Raw genomic sequence first — 24,505 nt, 5'->3', positions numbered from 1 at the left:
CCGCGCGGGCGCCGCCCGTCCCCGCGTCGCGGGTGGCCGCCCCGGTGCGGGGCGCGCTGATCGTCCATGGGGCCACGCTAGACCGGCGGGGACGCTCGCGGCGTCCGCCGGCCGGGGCGGTCGCCCGTACTCCCGGGGTAGTACGCAGCGTCGCCGGGAGCGCGCCGGCTGCGGGCCGGTGGCGACGCGCCGTCGCAGGAAACGCACCACGTACGGGCCGGAGGCGACGCGCCGTCGCAGGAAACGCACCACGTACGGGCCGGTGGCGACGCGCCGTCGCCGGGGCCCGCCACGCGCCGCCCGGTCGTCCGGCCCCTCGGGCCTCGCCCGTCCTGTCCTCGGCCAGTCCCCGTCCTGTCCGCGGTCGGCTACTCCGGCGAGCCGGCCCTGCGGTGGTCCGCCTCCCCGTGCACGCCGGCGGCGGGGGCGCCGTCGTCCGTCGCCTCCGGCGCCGCGGCCTCGGCTGCCTCCGGACGCGCGGCCTCCTGCCTGCGGTCCAGTACGTTCAGCGCGCGCCGCGCCAGCGGGTGCGTGCGGACGAGGCCCGCCAGGGTGGTGGAGCCGCGCACGATGTCCGTGAAAGCCTTCCAGGCGGGCCTGACCGACGTGATCGCACCGTGGATCACGGCGGGCCTGCGCTCGAAGACGGACAGCATCCTGCGGCCGATCGCCATCTCCACGCCGAGGCCCGCCTTGATGGCGAAGGCGTAGTTGAGCGCCTGGCGGCGCGCGTCCACCGCGTCGTGCGCCTCGGCGATGCGTACGGCCCACTCCCCCGCGAGCCGCCCGGAGCGCAGCGCGAACGAGATGCCCTCGCGCGTCCACGGCTCGAGCAGCCCCGCGGCGTCGCCCGCGACCAGCACGCGGCCTCGGGAGAGCGGGGAGTCCTCGCTGCGGCACCGCGTCAGGTGCCCGGAGGAGATCGACGGCTCGAACCCGGCGAGGCCGAGCCGCGCGACGAAGTCCTCCATGTACCGCTTGGTCGCGGCGCCCTCTCCGCGCGCGGAGATGACACCCACCGTGAGCGTGTCGCCCTTGGGGAAGACCCAGCCGTAACTGCCGCGCAGCGGGCCCCAGTCGAGGTGGATGCGGCCGGCCCAGTCCTCCGCGACGGTCGGCGGGACGGGGATCTCGGCCTCGAGCCCGAGGTCGACCTGGTCCATCTTCACGCCGACGTGGGCGCCTATGCGGCTGGCGCTGCCGTCGGCCCCCACCACGGCGTGCGCGAGCACCGTCTCGCCGTCGGAGAGGACGACCGCGACGGTGCGCCGGTCGGGTACGGCGGGGCCGTGCTGCTCGACGCGCGAGACCGTGGCCCCGGTGCGCAGCACGGCGCCGGCCTTCTGCGCGTGCTCGACGAGGCTCGCGTCGAACTCCGGCCGGTTGATGAGGCCGAACAGCATGCGCTTGGAGCGCCGCGTACGCGTCAGCCGGCCGTTCAGCGAGAACGTCACCGCGTGGACGCGGTCCTTGAACGGCAGTTCGAAGCCGGGGGGCAGGGCGTCGCGCGAAGGTCCGATGATTCCGCCGCCGCAGGTCTTGTAGCGGGGCAGTTCCGACTTTTCCAGGAGCAGCACCCGGCGGCCCGCGACCGCGGCGGCGTACGCCGCGGACGCTCCGGCAGGTCCCGCGCCGACCACGACGACATCCCACACCGGCTCGTCGCGCTCCTGGCCGGCGTCTGCGTTCTCGCTGCTCACGATGTGCTTCTGCTCCCGACTTAGCCTGTTGCCCTGTTGTCGAACGGCATCCTACGGCGCGGGCGGGACGACCCCGCTGTGGGAGGATCATCCTGCTATCGGCCCACCTCGACCGACCGCAACCACCTGTACAACGTCACACCCCCGGAGAGCGTGCCCATGACCACGGATCCGATCGCCGAAGCCGATCCGATCGCACAAACCGTCGCATCCCTCATGCCCGCGGCGAGGACGGAACTCGCCGAACTGGTCGCGTTCACCTCCGTGGCCGACCCTGACCAGTACCCGAAGAGCGAGTGCGAGGCCGCGGCGCGGTGGATCGCGGGGGCTCTGGACTCCGAAGGGTTCGAGGACGTCGAGATCCTCGACACCCCGGACGGCACGCAGTCCGTGTACGGCAGGCTCGCGGGCCCCGAGGGCGCGCCGACGGTCCTGCTGTACGCGCACTACGACGTGCAGCCGCCCCTGGACGAGGCAGCCTGGGACTCGCCGCCGTTCGAACTGACCGAGCGGGACGGGCGCTGGTACGGGCGCGGCGCGGCGGACTGCAAGGGCGGCGTGATCATGCACCTGCTGGCGCTGCGCGCCCTGAAGGCGCACGGCGGGGTGCCGGTGACGGTCAAGTTCATCGCGGAGGGCTCGGAGGAGCAGGGCGGCGGCGGGCTCGAACGGTACGCGGAGAGCCACCCGCACCTGCTCACGGCGGACACCATCGTGATCGGCGACACCGGCAACTTCAGGGCCGGGGTGCCGACCGTCACGGCGACGCTGCGCGGCATGGCGATGCTCTCGGTCCAGGTCGACACGTTGCGGGGCAATCTCCACTCGGGCCAGTTCGGCGGCGCGGCGCCCGACGCGCTGGCCGCGCTCGTCCGGGTGCTGGACTCGCTGCGCGGCGAGGACGGCTCGACGACGATCGACGGACTCGCCTCCGACGCGGCCTGGGACGGCATCACGTACGAGGAGGCCGACTTCCGCGCGGACGCGGCCGTGCTCGACGGGGTGGAACTCATCGGCGACGGCTCGGTGGGCGACCGGATCTGGGCCCGCCCGGCCGTGACGGTCCTCGGCATCGACTGCCCGCCGGTCGTCGGCGCGACCCCGTCCGTGCAGGCGAGCGCGCGGGCGCTGGTGAGCCTCAGGGTGCCGCCGGGCCAGGACGCGGGTGAGGCGAAGACGCTGCTCAGGCAGCACATCGAGCGGCACGTCCCGTGGGGCGCGCGGGTGACCATCGAGGACGGGGGCCAGGGACAGGCGTTCCGCGCGGACACGTCGAGCGCGGCGTACACCGCCATGGCGGAGGCCATGGCGGTCGCGTACCCGGGCGAGACGATGCGGACGGCGGGCCAGGGCGGCTCGATCCCGCTGACCAACACGCTGGCCGGGCTGTACCCGGAGGCGGAGATCCTGCTGATCGGGCTGAGCGAGCCGGAGGCCAGGATCCACGCGGTCAACGAGAGCGTGGACCCGGAGGAACTGCGCCGCCTCTCGGTGACGGAGGCGCACTTCCTGCGCAAGTACGCGACGGCACCCACCGCCTGACGGGCACCCGGGCCCGGGCCGCGCCGCACGGCCCGGGGGCCGCGCTCCCCGAGCCCGCCGCCCCGGCGCCCGGCACACGGCCTCCCGGGAGAACCACCATCCCGGGCCCGGGGACCGCCGGGACGCCCACCGCGAGCCCGAGCCGCGACGCGGACCCGCTGGAGCCACCGAGTACGGGCCAGCGCGCGCCGTCTGACGGGTCCCCGGGCCGCAGGCCGCGCCGCGCGGCCGCCCGGGCCCGTCACGTCGGCCTCGGGGGCCCCGGCGGCGGCCTCGCCCCCGCCGGAACCGTCACCGGCCCCCAGGGGCCGCGACCGCCCGGCTTCGGGCGGCCGGGCCGGACGCCCGCAGGCACCCTCGCCATGGGCACAAGCGGCGACGAGACCGGGTCGACCCGGTAACGACAAGGCGGCTACCGTTCGACCCTCCGGCCGCTTGACCGCTGCGCGGTCTCGAACCGGTCAGCGGTCCCGCGCTCGGCCACCGGACCAGCGGATGTCCCGGTCCGGCGCTCCCCGCGCCACGGGCCACGCGCGGAACCGGGCCGCCGGCGGGCGGGAGCACCGCACACCGGCGGCCCGTGAGCGGCGGGCGCGTCGGCGTGTGGCGGGTCAGCCGCCCACCGGGGTGCCCGACTCCAGGTTCAGCACCTCGCCCCGTTCCCGCGCGCGCAGCGCCCACCGCAGGCGCGCGTAGCGGACCGGGGGGAGGAGGCTGCCGGCCTCCTCCTCCGTCACGAAGCGCCACGCCCGCAGTTCGGCGTCCGGCAGGGCTATGTCGGACGCCGCGGGGAGCAGCCCGCCGTCGAAGAGCAGCCGCAGCCCGCCGAAGCCCGGCGGCCTCGGCTGCTCCCAGTCGACCACCAGCAGCCTCGGCACCTCGGCGAGTTCGACGCCGATCTCCTCCGCCACCTCGCGGATCCCCGCCCGGGCGGGCGCCTCGCCCGGCTCGACCACTCCGCCCGGGAACTCCCAGCCCGGCTTGTACGTCGGGTCGACCAGAAGCACCCGTCCCGCCTCGTCGAAGAGCAGCACCCCCGCCGCCAGCGTCTCCCCCGTCGGCTCGGGCGTCATCACGATGTCGCGGACCGCGGCCGCGCCGCTGCGCACCTCCTCCGCCAGGCGCGCGGCGGTCTGCCGGGGCGTGAGGCCCGTCGTGTCGAGCGGGTGCGCGTCGCGGGCCAGCCAGCCGCCGAGCGCCGAGCGGTACGCCTCGGCGTGCTCGCGGCGGCCGCTCTCGCCCACGCGGCTCGCCGTGCCCACACGCAGGATCGTTTCGTCAGTTGTCAGGAGCACATGCCTGACGGGGATGCGCCGGGCCGCGAGCCCGCCGAATATCTCGTCGCGGTACTCCTGCCGCAGCAGCGTCATCGGCACCACCAGCACGCCGCCCACCTCCGCGAGCAGCGCCGCCGCCGCGTCCACGACGAGCCGCCGCCACATGGGCAGGTCCTGGTAGTCGTCCACCTCCGCGAGGCGCTTCTGCGGCAGCAGGCACCGCAACCCGTCCCCGATCACCTCGGGGTCGTACAAGGTGCTGTTCGGGAGCAGGTCGACCAGTTCGCGCGCCACGGCCGTCTTGCCCGCCCCGAACGCCCCGTTGATCCATACGATCACGGATCCCCCTCTTCTCAGCCCGTCGCCCGCCGCCCAACCCCAGCGGATTCCCCCCAACTACCTCCCACGGAAACCCTTGGCCCGAACCTCACACCGGCCCGCGCGCCGTAACGCTTTGCCCCGCGCTCTCGTTGGATGCCGATGTGACAAGTGTGACAAGGGCGCGCACAGCCCCCAGGACGGTGCTCAGAAGATTCCCCGCAGGCGGGCCGCGCGGCAGCCTGCCCGCGGAGGAGTTCGCGCGGGCGCGCCGCGACGAGGGCACGCCGGCCGAGGTCGTGATGGACCTGGCCGGGGATCTCTTCCTCGTCGTCGTGGCGCGGCCCGGCGCCCTCGCGTCCCCGACGGGGGACGAGTGAGGACCGGCGCGGCGGCCGGCGCCCCCGCGGCGCTCGTCATCGCGCTCGCGGGCGGTGCCCTGTGCGCCACGGCCGCGCCCGCCGCGGCCGACAGCAGCGCCTGTACGCACGACTTCTCCGGGCCGCAGATCTGCATCCGCCTGGACGGGCAGGGCGCCACGAACGCCGTCACGGGCATCTGGACCAACCCGCCGTCCGGCGTCTCCTCGCGCACCGTCTCGCTCACGTTCGACGGGCGGCTCGTCTCGACGGCGACCGCCACGCGCTCGGGCAAGGCCCTCACGTACACGTGGCCGAGCCGGTACACGGGCAGCGGTACCAAGGTGTGCGTGACGTTCCGCGGCAGCGCGCGCAGCGCCTGCCAGACGACGGGATGACGGGGCGGCAGGGCGTAAGGCGCGAGGCGCCCGCACCGGGCGCCTCGTGACGTCGGCGGCTCAGCCGCCGACCACCGCCGCGTCGCCGTCCCTCGCGCCGAGCCCCCTCGCGCCGAGCCCCGTCGCGGCCGCGGCGCCGACCAGGCCGCCGTCCGTCCCCGTCATGGCGGGCGCCACCTTGAGCCCCTGGACGAAGGAGAGCGTGGCGTAGTCGCGCAGGGAGCGGCGCAGCGGCCCGAACAGCACCTCGCCCGCCTTGCTGACGCCCCCGCCGATCACCACGAGGTCGACCTCGACCAGGGTGGCGGTGGCGGCGATGCCCGCCGCCAGGGCCTGCGCCGCGCGCTCGAACGCGGCGGTCGCGATCGGGTGCCCGGCCGCCGCCGAGGCGGCCACGGCCGCTGCGGTCGCGTCACCGTCGGGGCCCGGCTGCCAGCCCGCGCCCATCGCCCAGCGGGCGATGTTGGGGCCGCTCGCGATCCGCTCGACGCAGCCGCGGCTGCCGCACGGGCACAGGTCCCCGTCGAGGTCGACGCTGATGTGCCCGATGTGGCCCGCGTTGCCCGTCGGCCCGGGGTGCAGGGCGCCGCCGAGGACGAGCCCGCCGCCGACGCCGGTGGAGACGACCATGCACAGGGCGTTGTCGTGGCCGCGCGCCGCGCCCTGCCAGTGCTCGGCGGCGGCGATCGCGACGCCGTCGCCCACGAGCGTGACCGGCAGCCCGCCCGTCACGGCGCGGACGCGCTCCACGAGCGGGAAGCCGCGCCATCCGGGCACGTTGACGGGGCTGACCGTGCCCGCCGTCGCGTCCACAGGACCCGCGCTGCCGATGCCGACCGCCGAGGCCCCGACCCAGAGCGGGTCGGCCATCAGCTCGCCGAAGACCTCCTCGACCGCGCCCATGATCCGCTCGCCGCTCTCCTTGGCGGGGGTCGGCCGCTGCGCGCGCACGAGCACGCCGCCCGTGCCGTCCACCAACGCGCCGGCGATCTTGGTGCCGCCGATGTCGAGCGCGGCGACGTAGTCGGTATGCATCGGTGTGAGGTCTCCAGGGTCAGTACGGTGCCCGCTCCGCGGGACGTGGGGATGGACCTGCCGCTCAGTGAACAGTCTCCATTCACCTGACAACGTTGTCCAGGGCCTATGCTCGTCGCCACAGCCGTTCAAGGCAAACCGACCCCACGACAGGACAGCACACTGTGGCCGAATCCTCCCGCCGCCTCCGCCCGGAACCGCGTTACGGCACCAGGCCGACCATGAAGGATGTCGCGGCACGCGCCGGGGTCGGGCTCAAGACGGTCTCCCGGGTCGTCAACGGCGAGCCGGGCGTGACCCCGGACACCGAGCGGCGGGTGCAGGAGGCGATCGAGGCGCTGGGGTTCCGGCGCAACGACTCCGCGCGCGTGCTGCGCAAGGGCAGGACCGCTTCCATCGGGCTGGTCATCGAGGACCTCGCCGACCCCTTCTACGGTCCGCTGAACCGCGCCGTCGAGGAGGTCGCACGCGCGCACGGCGCGCTGCTGATCAACGGATCGAGCGCGGAGGACCCCGAGCGCGAGCAGGAGCTGGTGCTCGCGCTGTGCGCGCGCCGGGTGGACGGGCTGATCGTGGTCCCGGCCGGCCACGACCACCGCTACCTGGAGCCGGAGATCAAGGCCGGTGTCGCCACGGTCTTCGTGGACCGCCCCGCCGGCAGGATCGAGGCGGACGCCGTGCTGTCCGACAGCTTCGGCGGCTCGCGCGCCGGCACCGCGCACCTGGTCGCCCACGGCCACCGCCGCATCGGCTTCATCGGCGACCAGTCGACCATTCACACGGCCGCCGAGCGGCTGCGCGGCTATCGCGCCGCGATGGCCGACGCGGGCCTCGTCATCGAGCCGGGCTGGATCTCGCTCGGCACCACCGACCCCGACCGGGTGCGCGAGTCGGTCGCCACGATGCTGGACGCGCCGAACCCGGTCACCGCCATCTTCGCGGGCAACAACCGCGTGACGGTGACGGCCGTGCGCGTCCTCGCCGGCCGCTCGCGCTCCGTCGCCCTGGTCGGCTTCGACGACATCGAGCTCGCGGACCTGCTCGACCCGGGCGTGACGGTGGTGGCGCAGGACGCGGCGACGCTCGGCCGTACGGCGGCCGAGCGGCTCTTCCAGCGCCTGGACGGCGCGGCGGACGCGCCGTCCAGGGTGGTGCTGCCGACGCGGCTCATCACCCGCGGCTCCGGCGAGCTGGCGCCGGCGTACTGAGCCGGCGGCGCGCCCGGCCCGCGATGCGGGCCGGGCAAGGCGCGGCCGCTGCGGTCAGGAGGCGGCGGTGGCCGTCAGGTCGCCGCGCCTCGGGGCCGCGTACTCCTCCAGGCGCCCGCGGTCGAGCCCGGTGAGCGACGTGACCTCGGCCGCGTCGAGGGCGCCGCAGTCGAGGCCGCGCAGCAGGTAGCTGCTGAGCGCCTTCGCGGTGGCGGGCTCGTCGAGGACGTCGCCGGCGGTGCGTGCCGCGTAGTCGGCGAGCCGCCGTGCGGCGGCCGCCATGCCCTCGCGGTAGAAGGCGTAGACGGCCGCGTAGCGGGTGGGCAGGTGGCCCGGGTGCATGTCCCAGCCCTGGTAGTAGGCGCGCGCCAGGGCGCGCCTGGTCAGCCCGTAGTGCAGCCGCCACGCCTCGTGGACCTGCGCGCGGGTGCCGACGGGCAGGACGTTGGTCGAGCCGTCGCACACGCGGACGCCGGTGCCCGCGGCGGCGACCTGCATCACGGCCTTGGCGTGGTCGGCCGCGGGGTGGTCGCTCGACTGGTAGGCGGCGCTGACCCCGACGCAGGCGCTGTAGTCGAACGTGCCGTAGTGCAGGCCGGTGGCGCGCCCGTCCGCCGCGTCGATCATGCGGGCGACGGTGGCCGTGCCGTCCGCGCCCAGGATGGACTGGCTCGTCTCGATCTGGATCTCGAAGCCGAGCCGCTTGGCGGGCAGCCCGTGCGCGCGCTCGAAGGCGTCCAGTACGTGCGCGAGCGCCGCGGTCTGCTCGGGGTAGGTGACCTTGGGCAGGGTGAGGACGAGCCCTTCCGGCAGCCCGCCCGCCTCGATCAGGCCGGTGAGGAAGATGTCGAGGGTGCGAAGGGCGCGGTCGCGCACCGGCGCCTCCAGGCACTTCATCCTGATCCCCGTGCAGGGGGCCGCGGTGTTGTTCGCGTGGGTCTCGTGCAGAAGTCGCGCGGCGCGTGCGGCGGCCTCGTCCTCCTCGGCGCCGGGCCGTGCGCCGTACCCGTCCTCGAAGTCGACGCGCAGGTCCTCGACGGGCTCGCGCACGAGCTTGGCGCGCACCCGCTCGTAGACCGGGCCCGCCAGCTCGTCGGCGAGGCCGACGGCGCGTGCGAACGTCTCGGCGTCGGGGGCGTGTTCGTCGAGCGAGGCGAGCGCGCGCTCCCCCCAGTCGCGCGGGGTGGTGGCGGTGTAGGCGTCGCCCGGCACGTAGACGGTGTGGACCGGCTGGCGGGTGCCGGGGTCGCCCGGGTAGCGGCGCGCGAGCTCGGCGTCGACGGGCGCGAGGGCGGCGCCGACCTCCTTGCCCACCGCGTCCGGAAGGCTGGTGACGATGCGCTCCGCCTGCTGTGCCATGGACACACACTCTCCTGGTCTCCGCCGCGCCCGACTTCAACATTCTGTTGAATGTGACCGTAATGGGCGGCGGGCAGGGCGTCAACGGTGACGCGGAACGGCCCGGGGCCGCGCGGTCGTCCACCGCGCGGCCCCGGGCCGTGTCCTTCCCGTGCAGCTCGCGAGGGGTCAGCCCTTGCGGGCCTTGACCTCGTCCGTCAGCTGCGGCACGACGTCGAACAGGTCGCCGACGATGCCGTAGTCGACGAGGTCGAAGATCGGCGCCTCGGAGTCCTTGTTGATGGCGACGATGGTCTTCGACGTCTGCATGCCGGCGCGGTGCTGGATGGCGCCCGAGATGCCCGAGGCGATGTACAGCTGCGGGGAGACTGACTTGCCGGTCTGGCCGACCTGGTTGGAGTGCGGGTACCAGCCGGCGTCGACGGCGGCGCGCGAGGCGCCGACGGCCGCGCCGAGCGAGTCCGCGAGCGCCTCGATGACCGAGAAGTTCTCGGCGCCGTTCACGCCGCGGCCGCCGGAGACCACGATGGCGGCCTCGGTCAGCTCGGGGCGGCCCGTGGTCTCGCGCGGGGTGCGCGAGACGACCTTGGTGCCGGTCGCGGTGGCGCCGAAGGACACCTGGAGCGCCTCGACCGTGCCCGCCGCGGCCGACGGCTCGACCTGCGCGGAGTTGGGCTTGACGGTGATGACCGGAACGCCCTTGGAGACACGGGACTTGGCGGTGTAGGCGGCCGCGAAGACGGACTGGGTGGCGACCGGGCCCTCGTCGCCGGCCTCCAGATCGACGGCGTCCGTGATCAGGCCGGAGCCGATGCGGACGGCGAGGCGCGCCGCGATCTCCTTGGCCTCGCCGGAGGACGGCAGCAGCACGGCGGCGGGCGACACGCTGTCGTACGCGGCCTGCAGGGCGTCCACCTTGGGCACGACGAGGTAGTCGGCGAACTCGGGGGCGTCGGCGGTCAGTACGCGTACCGCGCCGTGCTCGCCGAGCGTGGCGGCGGTGGCCTCGGCTCCGGCGCCGAGCGCGACGGCGACGGGCTCGCCGAGGCGGCGTGCCAGCGTCAGCAGTTCGAGGGTGGGCTTGCGGACGGCACCGTCCACGTGGTCGACATAGACGAGAACTTCAGCCATGGGACTGCTCTCCTGCGGAAGTGAAGTACGGGGGCTGGTGGGAGCGCCGGGTCGCCGCCGGGATACGGCTGGGCCCGCGGCGCGGCGGGGTCAGATGAACTTCTGCTCCGCCAGGTAGGCGGCGAGCTGCTTGCCGCCCTCGCCCTCGTCCTTGACGATCGTGCCCTGCGTGCGCGCGGGGCGCTCGGCCACCGCGTCGACCGCGGTCCAGGCGCCGTCGAGGCCGACCTCGTCCGCGTCGATGTCGAGGTCGCTCAGGTCGAGCGACTCGACCGGCTTCTTCTTGGCGGCCATGATGCCCTTGAAGGACGGGTAACGCGCCTCGCCCGACTGGTCGGTGACGGAGACGACGGCCGGCAGCGAGGCCTCGAGGTGCTCGGTGGCGGCGTCGCCGTCCCTGCGGCCCTTGACGGTGCCGTCCTCGACGGAGACCTCGGACAGGAGCGTGACCTGCGGGACGCCGAGGCGCTCCGCGAGCATCGCGGGCAGCACGCCCATCGCGCCGTCGGTGGAGGCCATTCCGCAGACGACCAGGTCGTAGCCCGTCTTCTCGACGGCCTTGGCGAGGACCAGGGACGTGCCGGCCACGTCGGTGCCGTGCAGGTCGTCGTCCTCGACGTGCACCGCCTTGTCGGCGCCCATCGACAGGGCCTTGCGCAGCGCGTCCTTGGCGTCCTCGGGACCGACCGTCAGGACGGTGATCTCGGCGTCGTCGGCGTCATCGGCGATCTGCAGCGCCTGCTCGACGGCGTACTCGTCCAGCTCCGACAGCAGACCGTCCGCCTCGTCGCGGTCGACCGTGTGGTCGTCCGCGAACTGCCGGTCGCCGGCGGCGTCGGGCACGTACTTCACACAGACAACGATCCTCAAGCTCACGCCAGCTCCCTTGCACGTCTGTCCGTCGTCCTCAACGGGCTGCCTCGGTCGTATGCAAGCATATGCGCCCGCTTGCGCCACGCTTCCGCCTCGGCCGCCGCTCCAGGACACGTATATTACTCACCAGTAAGCATCATGTTCCCCCAGCTCCTGCCCGCTGAGCAAGCGCTTGGAACTGTGACCTCAGTCGCGTGCTGGACCCAGGGAGTGGAAGCCGCCCTGGTGGTAGAGGAGGGGGCGGCCCGCACCGGCCGGATCGCCCGTGACGACCCGCGCGACGACGATCCTGTGGTCACCCGCGGGTATCCGCGCCTCGACCCGGCACACCAGCCAGGCCAGCACGCCGTCGAGCAGCGGAACGCCCTCCGGGCCCGGCGCCCACGAGGTCGGCGGCGCGAAGCGGTCCGCGCCGCTGCGCGCGAAGGTCGCCGCGAGCTCGCGCTGGTGCTCCCCGAGTACGTGCACCCCGACGTGCGCGGCCTCGGAAAGCACCGGCCAGCACGACGAGGAGGACGACACGCCGAAGGAGACCATGGGCGGGTCGGCGGCGACGGACGTGAGGGACGTGGCGGTGAAGCCGACCGGGCGCGCGCCGCGCGCGGTGATCACGGCGACTCCGGCCGCGTGGCGGCGGAAGGCCGAGCGGAGGAGGTCGGGAGAGGCCGGCTCCCCCGAGCGCTGCGTGGAGACGGCACCGGCGCCGTAGCCGGCCGTCACCTGACCGCCTCGCCCAGCGCGGCGATCACATCGGCCTTGCGCGGCAGGCCCGACGCCCTGCGCACCACGCGCCCCCCGGCGTCGAGTACCAGCACCGTCGGCGTCGAGCGCACGTCCAGATCGCGCACGAGGCCGAGGCGTTCCTCCGCGTCGACCTCCACGTGGGCGACGCCCTCGACCATGCGGGTGACCTCCGCCAGCGTGCGCCGGGTGGCCGCGCACGGGCGGCAGAAGGCGCTGGAGAAATGCACGAGCGTGGCGCGTTCCCCGAGGTCGGCGCCGAGTTCCGCGGCGCCGAGCGACCGTACGCCGTGCTGCCCGTCCACCTGTGGCCTCCCACCCGAAGTCGTCGTCCCGCTGTCCGTACCCGGACGGCGGTCTCCTACCCACCGGGGCGCAGCGTGCACGCTGCCTGCGATTATTCCGTGTAAGGGGCAGTCATGGGGCAGACGTGACAAGGATCTCCCGCCCCGCGGCCGGGGAGGCTGGTCAAGGCCCCGCCCATCGGGCACGATCGGCCCGAACCGAACACAGAAGGGTCCCCACCAGATGCCAGAGCTCGTCTATCGGCCGGTCATCGGCTTCGTCCGGTCGGTTTTCGCTGCGCTGGACGTCAAAATCGATCTCCAGGGCAGCGAGAACCTCCCGCGCAGCGGCGGCGCCGTGCTGGTCAGCAACCACATCAGCTACCTGGACTTCGTCTTCGCGGGACTGACCGCGCTGCCGCAGAAGCGGCTGGTGCGCTTCATGGCCAAGGAATCGGTCTTCCGGCACAGGGTGTCGGGACCGCTGATGCGCGGCATGAAGCACATCCCCGTCGACCGCGACGAGGGCGAGAAGGCGTACGCGGACGCCCTGGCGCGGCTGCGCTCGGGTGAGATCGTCGGGATCTTCCCCGAGTCGACCATCTCGACGTCGTTCACCCTGAAGAGCTTCAAGACCGGCGCCGTACGGCTGGCCCAGGAAGCGGGGGTGCCGCTGGTCCCGATGGCGCTGTGGGGCTCGCAGCGGCTGTGGACGAAGGGCAGGCCGCGCAACTTCCGGCGCAGCCACATCCCGGTGACCGTACGGGTCGGCGAGCGCATGCAGGCCCCCGCCGGCCAGTACGCGGGGCCGATCACCCGCCGGCTGCGCGAGCGGGTGCAGGAGCTGCTCGAGGCGGCGCAGCGCGCCTATCCGGCGCGGCCGAAGGACGCGGCCGACTCCTGGTGGCTCCCTGCCCACCTCGGCGGCACGGCGCCGACCGCCGCGGAGGCGCGCGAGGCCGGGGCCTGAGACGGCTCGGCACAACACGGCACGGCACGACGGGGACGAGGGCACGCCCTCGTCCCCGTCGCCGTGTTCACGCCGTGCGGGCCGACTCCTCCTTGAGCGCCTGCACGAAGGCGTCGACGTCGTCCTCGGTGGTGTCGAACGCGCACATCCAGCGCACCTCGACCTCCGGGCCCGTCTCGTTCCAGAAGTAGAACCTGACGCGCTTTTGCAGCCGCTCGGCGACATCGCGCGGCAGCCGCGCGAACACGCCGTTGGACTGGACCGGGTAGATGATCTCGACGCCGTCGACGCCGCGCGCCCCATCGGCGAGGCGCCGCGCCATCGCATTGCCGTGCCGCGCGCCGCGCAGCCACAGGTCGCCCGCCAGCAGCGCTTCGAGCTGCACCGACACGAAGCGCATCTTCGACGGGAGCTGCAGCGACAGCTTGCGCAGCCGCTTGACGGCACGCGCCGCGTCGGGGTTGAGCACGATCACGGCCTCGCCGAAGAGCATGCCGTTCTTCGTGCCGCCGAAGGAGACCACGTCGACGCCCGCGTCGGTCGTGAACTCCCGCACGGGCACGTCGAGCGCGGCGGCCGCGTTGGCGATGCGGGCGCCGTCCAGATGGACCGCCATGCCGTGCCGGTGCGCGTGCTCGCACAGCGCCCTGATCTCGTCGGGCGTGTACAGGGTGCCCAGCTCCGTGGACTGGGTGATCGACACGACCTGGGGCATGGCGCGGTGCTCGTCGTCGAAGCCGAACGCCTGCAGGTCGACGAGGCCGGGCGTGAGCTTGCCGTCCGGCGTCGCGACGGTGAGCAGCTTCAGCGCGCCCACCCGCTCTGGCGCCCCGCCCTCGTCGGTGTTGATGTGGGCGCTCTCGGCGCAGATCACACCGCCCCAGCGGTCCACCATGGCCTGGAGGGCCACGACGTTGGAGCCCGTGCCGTTGAAGACGGGGAACGTCTCGGCGCGCGGCCCGAAGTGGCCCCGCACGACCTCCTGCAGGTGTGCGGTGTACTCGTCCTCGCCGTAGGCGATCTGGTGCCCGCCGTTGGCCAGCGCGAGCGCCGCCAGCACCTCGGGGTGGGCGCCCGCGTAGTTGTCGCTGGCGAAGCCGCGCGCCGCGGGGTCGTGGTGGCGGCGCGCGTCCGTCGCCGCGCCGCGCGTCGGGTTCAGGGTCGGTTCGGTTCCGGCGTCAGCCACAGACGGTGTCCATTCACTTCCTGCGCGGGCCGGTCCCAGAGCCCGGCGATTGCCTCGGCCAGGTCCTTCACGTCCGTGAAGCCCGCGAACTTCGCATCGGGGCGCTCGGCGCGCATCGCGTCGTGCACCAGTGCCTTGATCACCAGGATCGCAGCCGCAGCCCTGGGCTCGGCGTCGCCCCCCGCCTTCGCGGCCTTGCGGAACGAGTCGCCGAGGGCGAGCGTCCACGCCTCCGCCGCGGCCTTGGCCGCGCCGTACGCCGCGTTGCCGGCGGTGGGCTTCGTCGCGCCTGCGGCGCTGACGATGGCGAACCTGCCCCGGCCGCTGCGCAGCAGCGCGTCGTGGAAGGCGAGGCTGGTGTGCTGCGCCGTGCGGATGAGCAGCTTCTCCAGCAGGTCCCAGTCGGCGAGGTCGGTGCCGGTGAACGACTTGCTGCCCCGCCAGCCGCCGACGAGGTGCACGAGGCCGTGGACGGCGCCGTGCTCCTTCTCCAGGCCGTCGGCCCAGGCGCGTGCCGCGTCGGCGTCCAGCAGGTCGACGGTCTCGCCCGTGACCTTCGCGCTGCCCGCAGACGCGGCCGCGTCGACGACCTCCTTCAGGCGTGCGGCGTCGGCGTCCGCCGCGGCGACCGTGGCGCCCGCGGCGGCGAGCCGCAGCACGGCCGCCCGTCCCGCGGGGCCCGCGGCACCGGCCACGGCGATCACCATGCCGTCGAGTGCCGGGCCTCCGGCGGCTGCGTCCATCGCGCTGTCCTCTCCCGGGACGTTTCCCTGACGGCTCTCCCGTCCGCTTTCCCGATCGCTTCCCTGGCCGCTCACGCCGCGGCCCGCTCGCCGCTCGCGGAATGGCCGGCCGCGTTCGGCGTGATGCCCTTGGTGGAGGCGACGACCTTCTTCAGCTTCTTCGCGAGGGCCTCGTAGAACATGCTGAGCGGAAACTCGTCGGGCAGCACGTCGTCCACGAGCTTGCGCGGCGGCAGCGTCAGGTCGAGGGCGTCGGGGCCCTTGTTCCACTTGGAGCCGGGGTGCGGGGCGAGGTAGGTGGACACCAGGTCGTACGCGGCGAACCAGTGGACGATCTTGGGCCGGTCGATGCCCTCGCGGTAGAGGTCCTCGATCTCGGTGCAGAGCTTCTTGGTCACCTCGGGGGCGCGGTCCCAGTCGATGCGCAGCGTGTTGTCCGTCCAGCGCACCACGTCGTGCTTGTGCAGGTACGCGAAGAGCAACTGCCCGCCGAGCCCGTCGTAGTTCTTGACGCGGGAGCCGGTGACCGGGAAGCGGAACAGCCGGTCGAAGAGCATCGCGATCTGCACGTCGCGGCCCTGCGGGAGCCCGTCCGCCTCGAGACGCACCGCCTCGCGGAACGCATTCAGGTCGCAGCGCAGCTCCTCGAGGCCGTACATCCAGAACGGCTGGCGCTGCTTGATCATGAAGGGGTCGAACGGGAGGTCGCCGTGGCTGTGCGTGCGGTCGTGGATCATGTCCCACAGCACGAACGCCTCCATGCAGCGCTGCTGGTCGTCCAGCATGGCGCGCACGTCCTCCGGCAGTTCGACGCCGAGCAGGTCGACGGCCGCGCCGGCGACCCGGCGGAAGCGCGCGGCCTCGCGGTCGCAGAAGATGCCGCCCCAGCTGAAGCGCTCGGGCACCTCGCGCACGGCGATCGTCTCGGGGAAGAACACCGCGGAGTTGGTGTCGTACCCGGCGGTGAAGCCCTCGAAGGTGATGCCGCAGAACAGCGGGTTGTCGTAGCGGGTGCGCTCGAGTTCGGCCAGCCAGTCGGGCCAGACCATGCGCAGCACGACGGCTTCGAGGTTGCGGTCGGGGTTGCCGTTCTGCGTGTACATGGGGAAGACGGCCAGGTGCTGGAGGCCGTCGGCGCGGTGGGCCGCGGGCTGGAAGGCCAGCAGCGAGTCGAGGAAGTCCGGTACGGCGAAGCCGCCGTCGGCCCACGCGCGCAGGTCGGCGACGAGCGCCTCGTGGTACGCGGCGTCGTGCGGCAGAAGGGGCGAGAGCTTCCCCACGGCGGAGGCGACGCGCTGGATCGCGGCTCCGGCCTCCTCGCGGGTGGGGGCGCCCTCGGCCTCGAAGTCGATGGAACCGTCCGTGGCCTGCCAGGGCCTGATCTCCTCGACGGCGCTCTTGAGCTCGGGCCACGCCGGGTGCTCGACCACCTTCTCAGCGGCGGATGTAGTCGTCTGGGCGGCGTCCTGCTCAAGAATTTCCGTCATGTCACTTCCTCCACGGGAGAACCTCGCGTACAGACACCGTATAAGTGAGAGGTTCCTCCCCACAAGGCGGAGGGCGTGGATTATCGCGTCCAGAGGCGCGTTCACCGATGATTTTACTGCCGCCAGGGGGTTAGAGGCAGAGATTCGTGGGCACGATACCGCTCGCGCGGACTGAGTACCGTGGCCGCCGTGCGGCCCTTCGCGCGGCCGGAGGAGGACACGGCCCGGACGGCTCCGTCACCACGCTTCCCTCCCGTTAGGCTGCCGGTCACGCCGTCCCTTCAGGGGCGCGGGGCGGATCCGCCGTCGACGGAAGCGAGAGAGCCGTGACTTTTCCCACCATCGGTCACCGAGGTGTGATGGGCGTCGAGCCGGAGAACACCCTGCGGTCGTTCCGCCGGGCCGAACAGGCGGGGATGGACGCCATCGAGCTCGACCTCCACCTGAGCAAGGACGGCGCGCTGGTCGTCATGCACGACGCCGACGTCGACCGCACGACGGACGGCAGCGGCCCGATCGCGGAGCGCACGCTCGCCGAGCTCAGGGAGCTGGACGCGGGCGGGGGCGAGCGGGTGCCGGTGTTCGAGGAGGTGCTCGACGCGGTCGCCTCGCCGATCCAGGCGGAGATCAAGGACGTGGCCGCCGCCCGCGCGCTCGCCGAGGTGATCCACGCGCGCTCGCTCGTGGAGCGCGTCGAGGTGTCGTCCTTCCACGACGAGGCGGTCGCCGAGATCGCGCGGCTCGTGCCCGGCGTGCGCACGGTGCTGATCGCGAGCCGCTGGGGCGCCGACGTGGTCGACCGGGCGAAGGCCGTGGAGGCGGGCACGCTGGCCCTCGGGATCCGCAGGGTGACGCTCGAGGTCGTGGAGAACGCCCACGCCAAGGGGGTGCGGGTCATCGGCTGGGTCGTCAACACCGAGGAGCGGCTGCGCCTCGCGCGTGCGCTCGGCCTCGACGGTGTGACGACAGACTTCCCCGAGATCCGCCGCGCCGCCCGCCTCAGCGGGTGACGGCCGCCGCGCCGGCCGCCTCGGCCGCGTCGCCTGGCAGCAGCGGCTTGACCAGCAGCTCGAATGCCAGGTCGTCCCTGGTGGGCAGGCCGAACCGCTCGTCGCCGTACGGGAAGGGCGTCTGCACGCCCGTGCGGCGGTAGCCGCGCCGCTCGTACCAGGCGATCAGCTCCTCGCGCACGGTGATGACCGTCATCTGCATCTCCCGCGCGCCCAGCTCCTCCCGGGCGATCCGCTCCACGTCGGCGATGACGCGCCGGCCGATGCCGTCGCCCTGCATCCCGGGGCGCACGGCGAACATCCCGAAGTACGCGACGCCCGCGCCGCGCGCCTCAAGCTGGCAGCAGGCGACGAGCGCACCGCCGCGCTCGACCACGATCAGCCGGCTGCCCGACGCCTCGATCACGTCGAGCACACCGCGCGGATCGGTGCGCTGCCCCTGGAGGATGTCGGCCTCCGTGGTCCAGCCGGCCCGGCTCGAGTCGCCCCGGTAGGCGGACTGCACGAGAGCGACCAGCGCCTCCACGTCGGCCGAGGTGGCGGCGCGGTAGGTGAGCTGCTCCGTCGGCCGCCGCGCGGTGTCCTCGGCGCCGGTCTCTGTCTCCATGGGTCGCTGTGCCTTCCTCGGGCGTGTGCACGTCGGGACGTCCGAGCGTAACGCGGGCCGTGCCGCCGGCCCTCGCCGAGGCGGCCTGCGGCGGCCCGCGGCGGCTGTGCACCGTCAGCGACTGCCGGGCCCACGGCTGCCGGGCCCGCGGCGTGCGGGCAGGTGGCCGAGCAGCTCGGCGCAGGCGCTCACGTCGAACAGGCCGCCGTGTTCCGGCAGCTCGGCGCGGACCTCCACGCCGGGGTGGTAGCGGCGCAGGAGCTCGGCCGTCGGCAGGGGCGACGAGGTGTCCGCCGCGGCGACGTTGACGACGTGGCAGCCGTCCAGGCCGGCGTCCAGGGCGTGGCGCACGGCCTCGGCCGCGTCCCTCGTGTCGAGCCAGCCCCACAGCTCAGCGGCGTTGCGCCCGCCCGGGTCGGCCGCGACGCGCTCGAAGTGCCGGGTCAGGCGCTCGCCCGCGCCGACGAACGGGAAGCGCATGCAGACGACGCCGGTGCCGTAGCGGCGGTGGGTGGCGCGGGCGATCTCCTCGAGCGCCACCTTGGAAAGGCCGTACGGATCCTGGACGACGAGGGGGTGTTCCTCGTCCACGGGCACGTAGCGCGGGGACTGCGGGGTGGGCGCCCAGGCGAAGCCGAGCGCGGAGAGGCTGGAGGCGGCCACCACGCGGCGCACGCCCGTACGGCCCGCGGTGTCGAGCACGCGGTGCGCGGTGAGGCAGTTCGCGGCGAACAGCGCGCTGCCGTCGTCCACGTTGGGGTGCGGGATCGCCCCCAGGTGCACGACGGCCTCCACGCCGTCCATCGCCGCGGCCACGAGTTCCGCGTCCCGCAGGTCCCCGATGTGCACGCGCGCCGGGCGCGGGTCGTCGAGGGGGACGCGGTCGGTGGCGACGACCTCGTGCCCGGCGGCCAGGAGCGCGTCGAGTACGTGACCGCCGATGTGCCCGGCGGCGCCGGTGACCAGGACGCGCATCACGCCGTCACCGCCGCGAACGGGCCGCCCGCGCGGGCCGCGTGAGGACGCAGACGGTGGGGACGCGGACGTAGGTGGAGGACGGTCAACGAGATCACCACGATCAAAGCACCCGCCAGGAGGTTGTTGTGTGGGCTCATTGTGCGTCACGGCGACGCCGTGGCTCCACCACGGCAGGGGAATTCGAACGGTTTCGCGGCAATACCCGGACGGATGAGAATCGGCGGGGTGCGGAAGTTGCCGCCTGGGCAATGGTGCGTGAGCTGTTCCGCGAGAGACGCGGAAATCGCCTGTCCGTCGCAACGGAGAACGCCGAATACGGAACACCCGCCTACCACTTGAACGGAATTCCCCGACGGTCACTTCGGCACGGTCTACCTTCGGGATCGAGGTGCTTCGGACCTGAGGCATCGACCGGAACAGTAGGGGGAAAAGTATGCGCAAGATCGCGACGGCCGCCGCAGGGCTTTCACTCGCCGTGGGTGTGCTGGGACTTGCCGTGGCGCCGAGCGCCGAGGCGGCGACGCCCTGCCCGTCGGGGGCGTTCTGCATCCGCGAGACGAACGGCACCATCCTGAGCAGGAACATCTTCTACAGCTACGGCGCGCACAATCTGTCCAACGTCACCGGCAAGCGGGTGCTGGTCAACAACCAGACCGGCGGCGCGGGCTTCAGGCTGTGCTTCGGGTACAACGGCAAGAACTGCTCCGCCGTGGACCGCGTCAGGGGCACCTTCGCGCCCTACGACATGGGGCCGATCAACTCCGTCGTCCTCGTGAAGTAACCGGCGCGAAAGACCGGTGAATGAGCCCGGGAGCCGCTGGGATTTTCAGCGCTCCCGGGCAATCGGCGTTCTGCTGATTCTCTGTATTTCACGCGTTGACGACCCGGCGCGACCCGACGCGACCCCGCGCGGCACGGCTCGGGGAATGGCGTGCGCCGCCGAACACGCCCCTTGTGTTCCCGTGCGCCCGTATGCGCGCCGCTTCTGCCGGGCAACACCCCTTTGAAGGTAACCGGGGGGAGGGGATGCGGCGTGCACGCACCGCTGTTGGTGAGCTGGCTGATGGTCGCCGTGTGCGCCGCGTCCGGGTCGTACTGCCTGCTGCGCACGCGCGTGGCCGTCGGTGGTACGAGGGCGACCGCGCGGGGCGAGGCGCTGATGGGGTTCGGCATGGCCACCATGGCGGTACCGGCCCTGGTGTGGGCGCCTGCGAGGTGGGTCTGGGGCGCGTACGCCGCCGTCTTCGGTCTCACTGCGCTCCGTGCGTGCGTGGCCGTGGCCGCGCGTGGGCGGTCCGCGGGGCACCACGCGCACCATCTGGTGGGGACGCTGGCCATGGTCTACATGTCCTTGGCCATGGTGTCCTTCCCGGCGGGCGGCGGCGGCCATGGTGCGATGGCCGGGATGGGCGCGGGAGAGGTGATGGCGCCGGCCGGGATGCCGGTGGTGACGGGGGTACTGCTGCTCTACTTCGCGGGATACGTGCTGTGGGCGGGCTCCCGGCTGATACCGGGGGTCGGAGCCGCGCCGGCAGGCGGCGCGGTGGCGCCGGGTGGGGTGCGGGGAGCGCCGGACGGGGCGCATGCGGTGCCGGGGCCGGCGGTGCGGTTCGTGGGCAGGCCCGAGGTCACACTCGCCTGCCGGCTCTCCATGGGCATGGCCATGCTGGCGATGCTGCTCGCGTTCTGATCGCGCTGCGCGCCGACGGCCCCGGAGGCGGCGGGAGTTGCCCGAGCGGTCGCGGCGCCGGGGCGTGAAGGTGTCCTGCGTCACTTGCCGTCGGAGGCCGTATCCGGGGTGGCACCGTCCTCATAGGCTGGGGCCATGATGGTCTCGATAGCGCTGCTGCTGCTCGGGGCGCTGGCCGCCGTCGTGGCGCCGCGGCTGCTGTCGCGGGCCGACTGGCGGGAGCGTGAGCCGGTGGTCGCGCTGTGGGTCTGGCAGTGCGTCGTGGCCGCCGTCCTGCTCAGCTTCGCGCTGTCGATGGTCTTCAGCGCGGCCGCGGCGTGGGCGTCCGTCAGGGGGCATGTCTTCGTGGGCGCCCCGGCAGGTGTCGTGCGCGCGTACGCGCTGGGCGCCCACCGCCCGTGGGCGGCGATGCTCGCGATCGTGCTGGCGAGCGGCGGGGTGTGGACGGCCGCGATGCTGACGCGCGAGATCCACATGTCCCGGGAGCGGCGCAGGCGGCGGCGCAGGGAACTCCTCGTCCGCTCCCCCGTCCTGCCGGGCGAGGAGCCTGGTGAGGAGCCCCTGGTGGTCCTGGAGGGCGACAAGCCCGACGCGTGGTGGCTGCCGGGCGCCGCGCCGCGGCTGGTCATCACGACGGGGGCGCTGCGGCGCCTGAAGGGCCGCGGGCTCGACGCCGTCCTGGCGCACGAGCAGGGGCACGCGCGCGCCAGGCACGACTGGCTGCGGCACTGCTCGTGCGCGCTGGCCAACGGTTTCCCGCAGGTGCCCGTGTTCGCCGCGTTCCGCGACGAGATCCACCGGCTGGTGGAGCTGGCGGCGGACGACTCCGCCTCACGACGTTACGGCCACCGGGCGATAGCACTGGCCCTCGTCGAACTCAACGAGGAGCGCGGCGTGTTCGTACCCGGGCACGGCACGGACACCGAGCTGCCGCAGCGGGTGGACCGGCTGCTGTCACCGGTGCCCAGGCTGGCTCCGGCCCGTCGGCTGCGGCTGACGGCCGCCGCGGCGCTGGTGCCGGCGGTGCCGCTGCTCGTGGCGCTTGTGCCGGGGCTGCGCGCGCTCGGCTGACCTGCCCCGGCCGCCGCCGTGCGGGGGCCGGTTGGCGTGAGCGTCGCCGCGTCGGCGAGTATCACCGTCATGCGCGTACCCCACTCGGTCCCCGCCCGTACCGCCGTGCTGAGCGGCGCCGCGTTCGTCGCGGTGCTCGCCCTCGTCGTGGCGGACTGGGGTCCTCTGCTCTCCTTCGACCGGTGGACCGCGGTCGGCCTGCACCACCGCGCGCTGTCGGACCCGGGGGTGACGCACGCCGCCAGGGTGCTCACGGACTGGGTGTGGGACCCCACGACGATGCGGTTGCTGACGGCGGCGGCCGTGGTCGTGCTGTGGCTGCGCGGCGCGCGGCTGCTCGCCGGGTGGCTGGCCGCCGCCACGCTGGTCGGCTGGGGTCTCGAGCAGTTGGTGAAGTCGGCGGTCGGGCGGCCGAGGCCGCACTGGCAGCACCCCGTGGACTCCGCGCACTTCGCGGCGTTCCCCTCGGGGCACGCGATGGCGGCGACGATCGCCCTGGGACTGCTGCTGTGGGCGGCGCGCCGCCAGGGCGTGGCCGGGGCCTGGTGGGCGGCGGCACTGGCCGTGGCGGTCGTGTCGGCCCTCGGGGTGGGTCTGACCAGGCTGTGGCTCGGCGTGCACTGGGCGTCCGACGTGCTGGGGGGATGGCTGCTCGGCGTGTGCCTCGTCGCGCTGTCCGTCGCCTGTTCCGGGCGTTTGGCCTTGTACCGGGACCGGTGAGCCCGCGAGGATCTGACCCATGACGTTCAAGGCAGTCCTCTTCGATTTCTCAGGGACCCTGTTCCGCATCGAGTCGGCCCGGTCGTGGCTGGACGCGACACTCGCCCAGGCGGGCGTCGCCATGACGTCCGAGGATGTGCGGCGCAGCGCGATGCGGCTGGCCGTCGCGGGCGCGCTGCCCGGCGGTCCGCCGCCGGAGAGGGTGCCCGAGCACCTGGCGGACGCGTGGGCGGTACGGGACAGGAGCGCGGCCGAGCACCGCGCCGCCTACACGGGCCTGGCACGCGAGGCGCGGCTGCCTGACCCGGCGCTCTACGACGCGCTGTACGAGCGGCACATGACCCCCGACGCGTGGCGGCCGTACGGGGACGCCGCCGAGGTGCTCGGCGCCCTGCGGGGCGCGGGTATCGCGGTCGGCGTGGTCAGCAACATCGGCTGGGACCTGCGGCCGGTCTTCCGTGCCCACGGGCTCGACGCGCTGGTGGACGCGTACGTCCTCTCCTTCGAGCACGGGGTGCAGAAGCCGGACGCGCGCCTGTTCCAGACGGCGTGCGACGAACTCGGGCAGGACCCGCACGACGTGCTGATGGTGGGCGACAGCCGGGAGGCGGACGGCGGCGCCTCCGCGCTCGGCTGCGAGGTGTTCTTCGTGGACCACCTGCCGGTCGAGGAGCGCCCCGCGGGTCTGCGGCCCGTGCTGGCGCTCGCGGGCCTCGGTTCCGCTCCGTAGGCGGGGTTCCGCGCCCCAGGAGGGGTTCCACGCCCCGGGAGGGCGGGGCGTGGAGGCTCGCACGGCATGCGAAATCGTCCGCCTTGGACGATCCCCCGCGTCGCCCAAGGCGGACGAAACCCGCCGACCAGGGCCTCAAGGGCCTGCGGCAAGTCGCACTGAGTATACTGGCTAAGAACCAGTCAACGCAGGAGTAAGCATGTCCCCGCGAAGCGCAGAGGTCAATGAGGAGCTCCGCCGCCGCTCGCGCGAGCGGCTGCTCGACGCCACCGTCGAGCTGGTCGCGGAGGCGGGGTACGAGGCGACGACGCTGGCGGACATCGCCGACCGGGCCGGCTCCGCGCGCGGCCTCGTGTCGTACTACTTCCCGGGGAAGCGGCAGCTCCTGCAGTCGGCCGTCCACCGGCTCATGCACCGTACCCTGCAGGCCGGTCTCGAGCGCGAGCCGCGCACGGACGACGGGCCGGAGCTGATGGCCCGGGCCATCGACGCGATCCTGGGACTGACGGTCTCCCACCCGACGCTGATGCGCACGCACATGGCGGGGATCCTGCAGGCCGAGGGGTTCGTGCGGTGCCCCGAGCAGCAGCGCCTCGCACAGCTGCTGCGCGAGACGGTCGAGCGGTACGGCTCGCCCGACCCGGACGCGGACTACCCGCTGCTGCGGGCGCAGTTGATGGGCTCGGTCTTCGCGATACTGATGCCGGGCGCGCCGATGCCGCTGCCGCGCCTGCGTGCCGACCTCTTCCAGCGCTACGGCCTCGATTGGCGGCTCGGTGTCCCGCCGGGCGAGGAACCGCCGGGCGGAGCCGGGTTCGTGGCGCTCGCGCGCGGCTGAGCGGCCGCGCGTCAAGGACGAGCCCGGCCGCGCGGCCGCGCTCAGGCCTTCCGTCTGCGGGAGGGCAGGTGGCCCGCGTCGCGCGCGCCCGCGATGAGCCGGAGGGTGCGGCGCCTGCCGAAACCCGTCGCGGCCATCACGGCGAGCACGGGGTCCTCGCCACGTGACTGGGCCGCGCGGTACGCGTCCACGACGTCCCCGAGCCTGCCGCCCAGGCGGCCGGCGGTGCCAGGACCGCGGTGACGCCCCC

General features: G+C 73.7%; 26 protein-coding genes. 12 read left to right on the top strand and 14 right to left on the bottom strand.

Going from position 1 to position 24,505, the window contains the following annotated elements:
* Positions 1 to 368: 368 nt before the first annotated feature.
* Positions 369 to 1,700 (bottom strand): geranylgeranyl reductase family protein, encoded by a 1,332-nt coding sequence (locus JFN87_RS22675; RefSeq protein WP_209342723.1) that lies wholly within the window; start codon positions 1,698 to 1,700, stop codon positions 369 to 371.
* Between the two features lie 159 nt (positions 1,701 to 1,859).
* On the opposite strand from JFN87_RS22675, the gene JFN87_RS22670 reads away from it, so the two are divergent.
* Entirely contained in the window at positions 1,860 to 3,242 is a 1,383-nt protein-coding gene (locus JFN87_RS22670; RefSeq protein WP_209342722.1) for a dipeptidase, read from the top strand.
* Between the two features lie 611 nt (positions 3,243 to 3,853).
* Here the strand turns inward: JFN87_RS22670 and JFN87_RS22665 are convergent.
* The gene (locus JFN87_RS22665; RefSeq protein WP_209342720.1) at positions 3,854 to 4,858 is read right to left on the bottom strand and encodes an NUDIX hydrolase; all 1,005 of its coding nucleotides are present in this window, start codon (positions 4,856 to 4,858) and stop codon (positions 3,854 to 3,856) included.
* A 152-nt stretch (positions 4,859 to 5,010) separates the two neighbouring features.
* Here JFN87_RS22665 and JFN87_RS22660 point away from each other — a divergent pair, with 152 nt between their 5' ends.
* Positions 5,011 to 5,217 (top strand): DUF8839 family protein, encoded by a 207-nt coding sequence (locus JFN87_RS22660; protein ID WP_209342731.1) that lies wholly within the window; start codon positions 5,011 to 5,013, stop codon positions 5,215 to 5,217.
* The gene (locus tag JFN87_RS22655) at positions 5,214 to 5,594 is read left to right on the top strand and encodes a hypothetical protein (RefSeq protein WP_209342715.1); all 381 of its coding nucleotides are present in this window, start codon (positions 5,214 to 5,216) and stop codon (positions 5,592 to 5,594) included. Before JFN87_RS22660 ends, JFN87_RS22655 begins: the two co-directional genes overlap by 4 nt.
* A 60-nt stretch (positions 5,595 to 5,654) precedes the next feature.
* On the opposite strand, the gene JFN87_RS22650 is transcribed toward JFN87_RS22655, so the two are convergent.
* Positions 5,655 to 6,629: an ROK family protein gene (locus JFN87_RS22650; protein WP_209342713.1), complete on the bottom strand. Its 975-nt coding sequence runs from the start codon at positions 6,627 to 6,629 to the stop codon at positions 5,655 to 5,657.
* Between the two features lie 221 nt (positions 6,630 to 6,850).
* Between JFN87_RS22650 and JFN87_RS22645 the strand changes: the two genes are divergently transcribed.
* A complete protein-coding gene (locus JFN87_RS22645) occupies positions 6,851 to 7,837 on the top strand; it encodes a LacI family DNA-binding transcriptional regulator (RefSeq protein ID WP_245180900.1) in 987 nt (328 codons plus the stop codon).
* A gap of 54 nt (positions 7,838 to 7,891) precedes the next feature.
* Here the strand turns inward: JFN87_RS22645 and JFN87_RS22640 are convergent, their stop codons facing one another.
* The 5 genes from JFN87_RS22640 to JFN87_RS22620 form a co-directional block, all read right to left on the bottom strand.
* The gene (locus tag JFN87_RS22640) at positions 7,892 to 9,196 is read right to left on the bottom strand and encodes a DUF6986 family protein (RefSeq protein ID WP_209342709.1); all 1,305 of its coding nucleotides are present in this window, start codon (positions 9,194 to 9,196) and stop codon (positions 7,892 to 7,894) included.
* 168 nt (positions 9,197 to 9,364) lie between these two features.
* Complete coding sequence (locus JFN87_RS22635) at positions 9,365 to 10,327, bottom strand: electron transfer flavoprotein subunit alpha/FixB family protein (protein WP_209342707.1); 963 nt, start codon at positions 10,325 to 10,327, stop codon at positions 9,365 to 9,367.
* 90 nt (positions 10,328 to 10,417) lie between these two features.
* Positions 10,418 to 11,203: an electron transfer flavoprotein subunit beta/FixA family protein gene (locus tag JFN87_RS22630; protein ID WP_030901935.1), complete on the bottom strand. Its 786-nt coding sequence runs from the start codon at positions 11,201 to 11,203 to the stop codon at positions 10,418 to 10,420.
* A 183-nt stretch (positions 11,204 to 11,386) separates the two neighbouring features.
* Positions 11,387 to 11,920: a flavin reductase family protein gene (locus JFN87_RS22625; RefSeq protein ID WP_209342705.1), complete on the bottom strand. Its 534-nt coding sequence runs from the start codon at positions 11,918 to 11,920 to the stop codon at positions 11,387 to 11,389.
* Positions 11,917 to 12,246 (bottom strand): TlpA family protein disulfide reductase, encoded by a 330-nt coding sequence (locus tag JFN87_RS22620; RefSeq protein ID WP_209342704.1) that lies wholly within the window; start codon positions 12,244 to 12,246, stop codon positions 11,917 to 11,919. Before JFN87_RS22620 ends, JFN87_RS22625 begins: the two co-directional genes overlap by 4 nt.
* A 223-nt stretch (positions 12,247 to 12,469) precedes the next feature.
* Here JFN87_RS22620 and JFN87_RS22615 point away from each other — a divergent pair, with 223 nt between their 5' ends.
* Entirely contained in the window at positions 12,470 to 13,195 is a 726-nt protein-coding gene (locus JFN87_RS22615; RefSeq protein ID WP_209342703.1) for a lysophospholipid acyltransferase family protein, read from the top strand.
* 67 nt (positions 13,196 to 13,262) lie between these two features.
* Here the strand turns inward: JFN87_RS22615 and JFN87_RS22610 are convergent, their stop codons facing one another.
* The 3 genes from JFN87_RS22610 to JFN87_RS22600 all read right to left on the bottom strand — a co-directional run bounded on the left by JFN87_RS22610 (position 13,263) and on the right by JFN87_RS22600 (position 16,611).
* Complete coding sequence (locus JFN87_RS22610; RefSeq protein ID WP_372449269.1) at positions 13,263 to 14,381, bottom strand: threonine aldolase family protein; 1,119 nt, start codon at positions 14,379 to 14,381, stop codon at positions 13,263 to 13,265.
* On the bottom strand, positions 14,351 to 15,124 hold the full coding sequence (locus JFN87_RS22605; protein WP_209342702.1) for an SDR family NAD(P)-dependent oxidoreductase: 774 nt from the start codon (positions 15,122 to 15,124) through the stop codon (positions 14,351 to 14,353). The genes JFN87_RS22610 and JFN87_RS22605 overlap by 31 nt, the downstream gene beginning before the upstream one ends.
* A gap of 71 nt (positions 15,125 to 15,195) precedes the next feature.
* Entirely contained in the window at positions 15,196 to 16,611 is a 1,416-nt protein-coding gene (locus JFN87_RS22600) for a DUF6421 family protein (RefSeq protein WP_209342701.1), read from the bottom strand.
* A gap of 359 nt (positions 16,612 to 16,970) precedes the next feature.
* On the opposite strand from JFN87_RS22600, the gene JFN87_RS22595 reads away from it, so the two are divergent.
* A complete protein-coding gene (locus JFN87_RS22595) occupies positions 16,971 to 17,621 on the top strand; it encodes a glycerophosphodiester phosphodiesterase (RefSeq protein ID WP_209342727.1) in 651 nt (216 codons plus the stop codon).
* Here the strand turns inward: JFN87_RS22595 and JFN87_RS22590 are convergent.
* Together JFN87_RS22590 and JFN87_RS22585 are read right to left on the bottom strand one after the other, a co-directional pair.
* On the bottom strand, positions 17,611 to 18,228 hold the full coding sequence (locus JFN87_RS22590) for a GNAT family N-acetyltransferase (RefSeq protein ID WP_209342700.1): 618 nt from the start codon (positions 18,226 to 18,228) through the stop codon (positions 17,611 to 17,613). The two genes, JFN87_RS22595 and JFN87_RS22590, sit on opposite strands and share 11 nt — an antisense overlap.
* Positions 18,229 to 18,342: 114 nt before the next feature.
* Positions 18,343 to 19,203 carry an NAD-dependent epimerase/dehydratase family protein gene (locus JFN87_RS22585; RefSeq protein ID WP_209342699.1) on the bottom strand — a complete coding sequence of 287 codons (861 nt, stop codon included), beginning with the start codon at positions 19,201 to 19,203 and terminating at the stop codon, positions 18,343 to 18,345.
* 436 nt (positions 19,204 to 19,639) lie between these two features.
* On the opposite strand from JFN87_RS22585, the gene JFN87_RS22580 reads away from it, so the two are divergent.
* The 6 genes from JFN87_RS22580 (at position 19,640) to JFN87_RS22555 (ending at position 24,255) form a co-directional block, all read left to right on the top strand.
* Complete coding sequence (locus JFN87_RS22580; protein WP_209342698.1) at positions 19,640 to 19,987, top strand: hypothetical protein; 348 nt, start codon at positions 19,640 to 19,642, stop codon at positions 19,985 to 19,987.
* A 252-nt stretch (positions 19,988 to 20,239) separates the two neighbouring features.
* Entirely contained in the window at positions 20,240 to 20,896 is a 657-nt protein-coding gene (locus JFN87_RS22575; protein WP_307865559.1) for a DUF5134 domain-containing protein, read from the top strand.
* 135 nt (positions 20,897 to 21,031) lie between these two features.
* A complete protein-coding gene (locus tag JFN87_RS22570) occupies positions 21,032 to 21,967 on the top strand; it encodes a M56 family metallopeptidase (protein ID WP_209342697.1) in 936 nt (311 codons plus the stop codon).
* A gap of 69 nt (positions 21,968 to 22,036) precedes the next feature.
* The gene (locus JFN87_RS22565) at positions 22,037 to 22,687 is read left to right on the top strand and encodes a phosphatase PAP2 family protein (RefSeq protein WP_209342696.1); all 651 of its coding nucleotides are present in this window, start codon (positions 22,037 to 22,039) and stop codon (positions 22,685 to 22,687) included.
* 19 nt (positions 22,688 to 22,706) lie between these two features.
* Positions 22,707 to 23,417: an HAD family hydrolase gene (locus tag JFN87_RS22560; protein WP_209342695.1), complete on the top strand. Its 711-nt coding sequence runs from the start codon at positions 22,707 to 22,709 to the stop codon at positions 23,415 to 23,417.
* A gap of 199 nt (positions 23,418 to 23,616) precedes the next feature.
* Complete coding sequence (locus JFN87_RS22555; protein ID WP_209342693.1) at positions 23,617 to 24,255, top strand: TetR/AcrR family transcriptional regulator; 639 nt, start codon at positions 23,617 to 23,619, stop codon at positions 24,253 to 24,255.
* A gap of 41 nt (positions 24,256 to 24,296) precedes the next feature.
* Here JFN87_RS22555 and JFN87_RS22550 read toward each other — a convergent pair.
* Positions 24,297 to 24,505, bottom strand: a 209-nt coding sequence (locus tag JFN87_RS22550; protein ID WP_245180894.1) for a DUF6214 family protein, incomplete at its 5' end; no start/stop codon positions are given.

Source organism: Streptomyces montanisoli, assembly GCF_017813245.1.
Taxonomy (GTDB): Bacteria; Actinomycetota; Actinomycetes; order Streptomycetales; family Streptomycetaceae; genus Streptomyces; species Streptomyces montanisoli.
The sequence above is the reverse complement of the archived record's forward strand: the minus strand, read 5'-3'. Positions and strand labels throughout refer to the sequence as shown.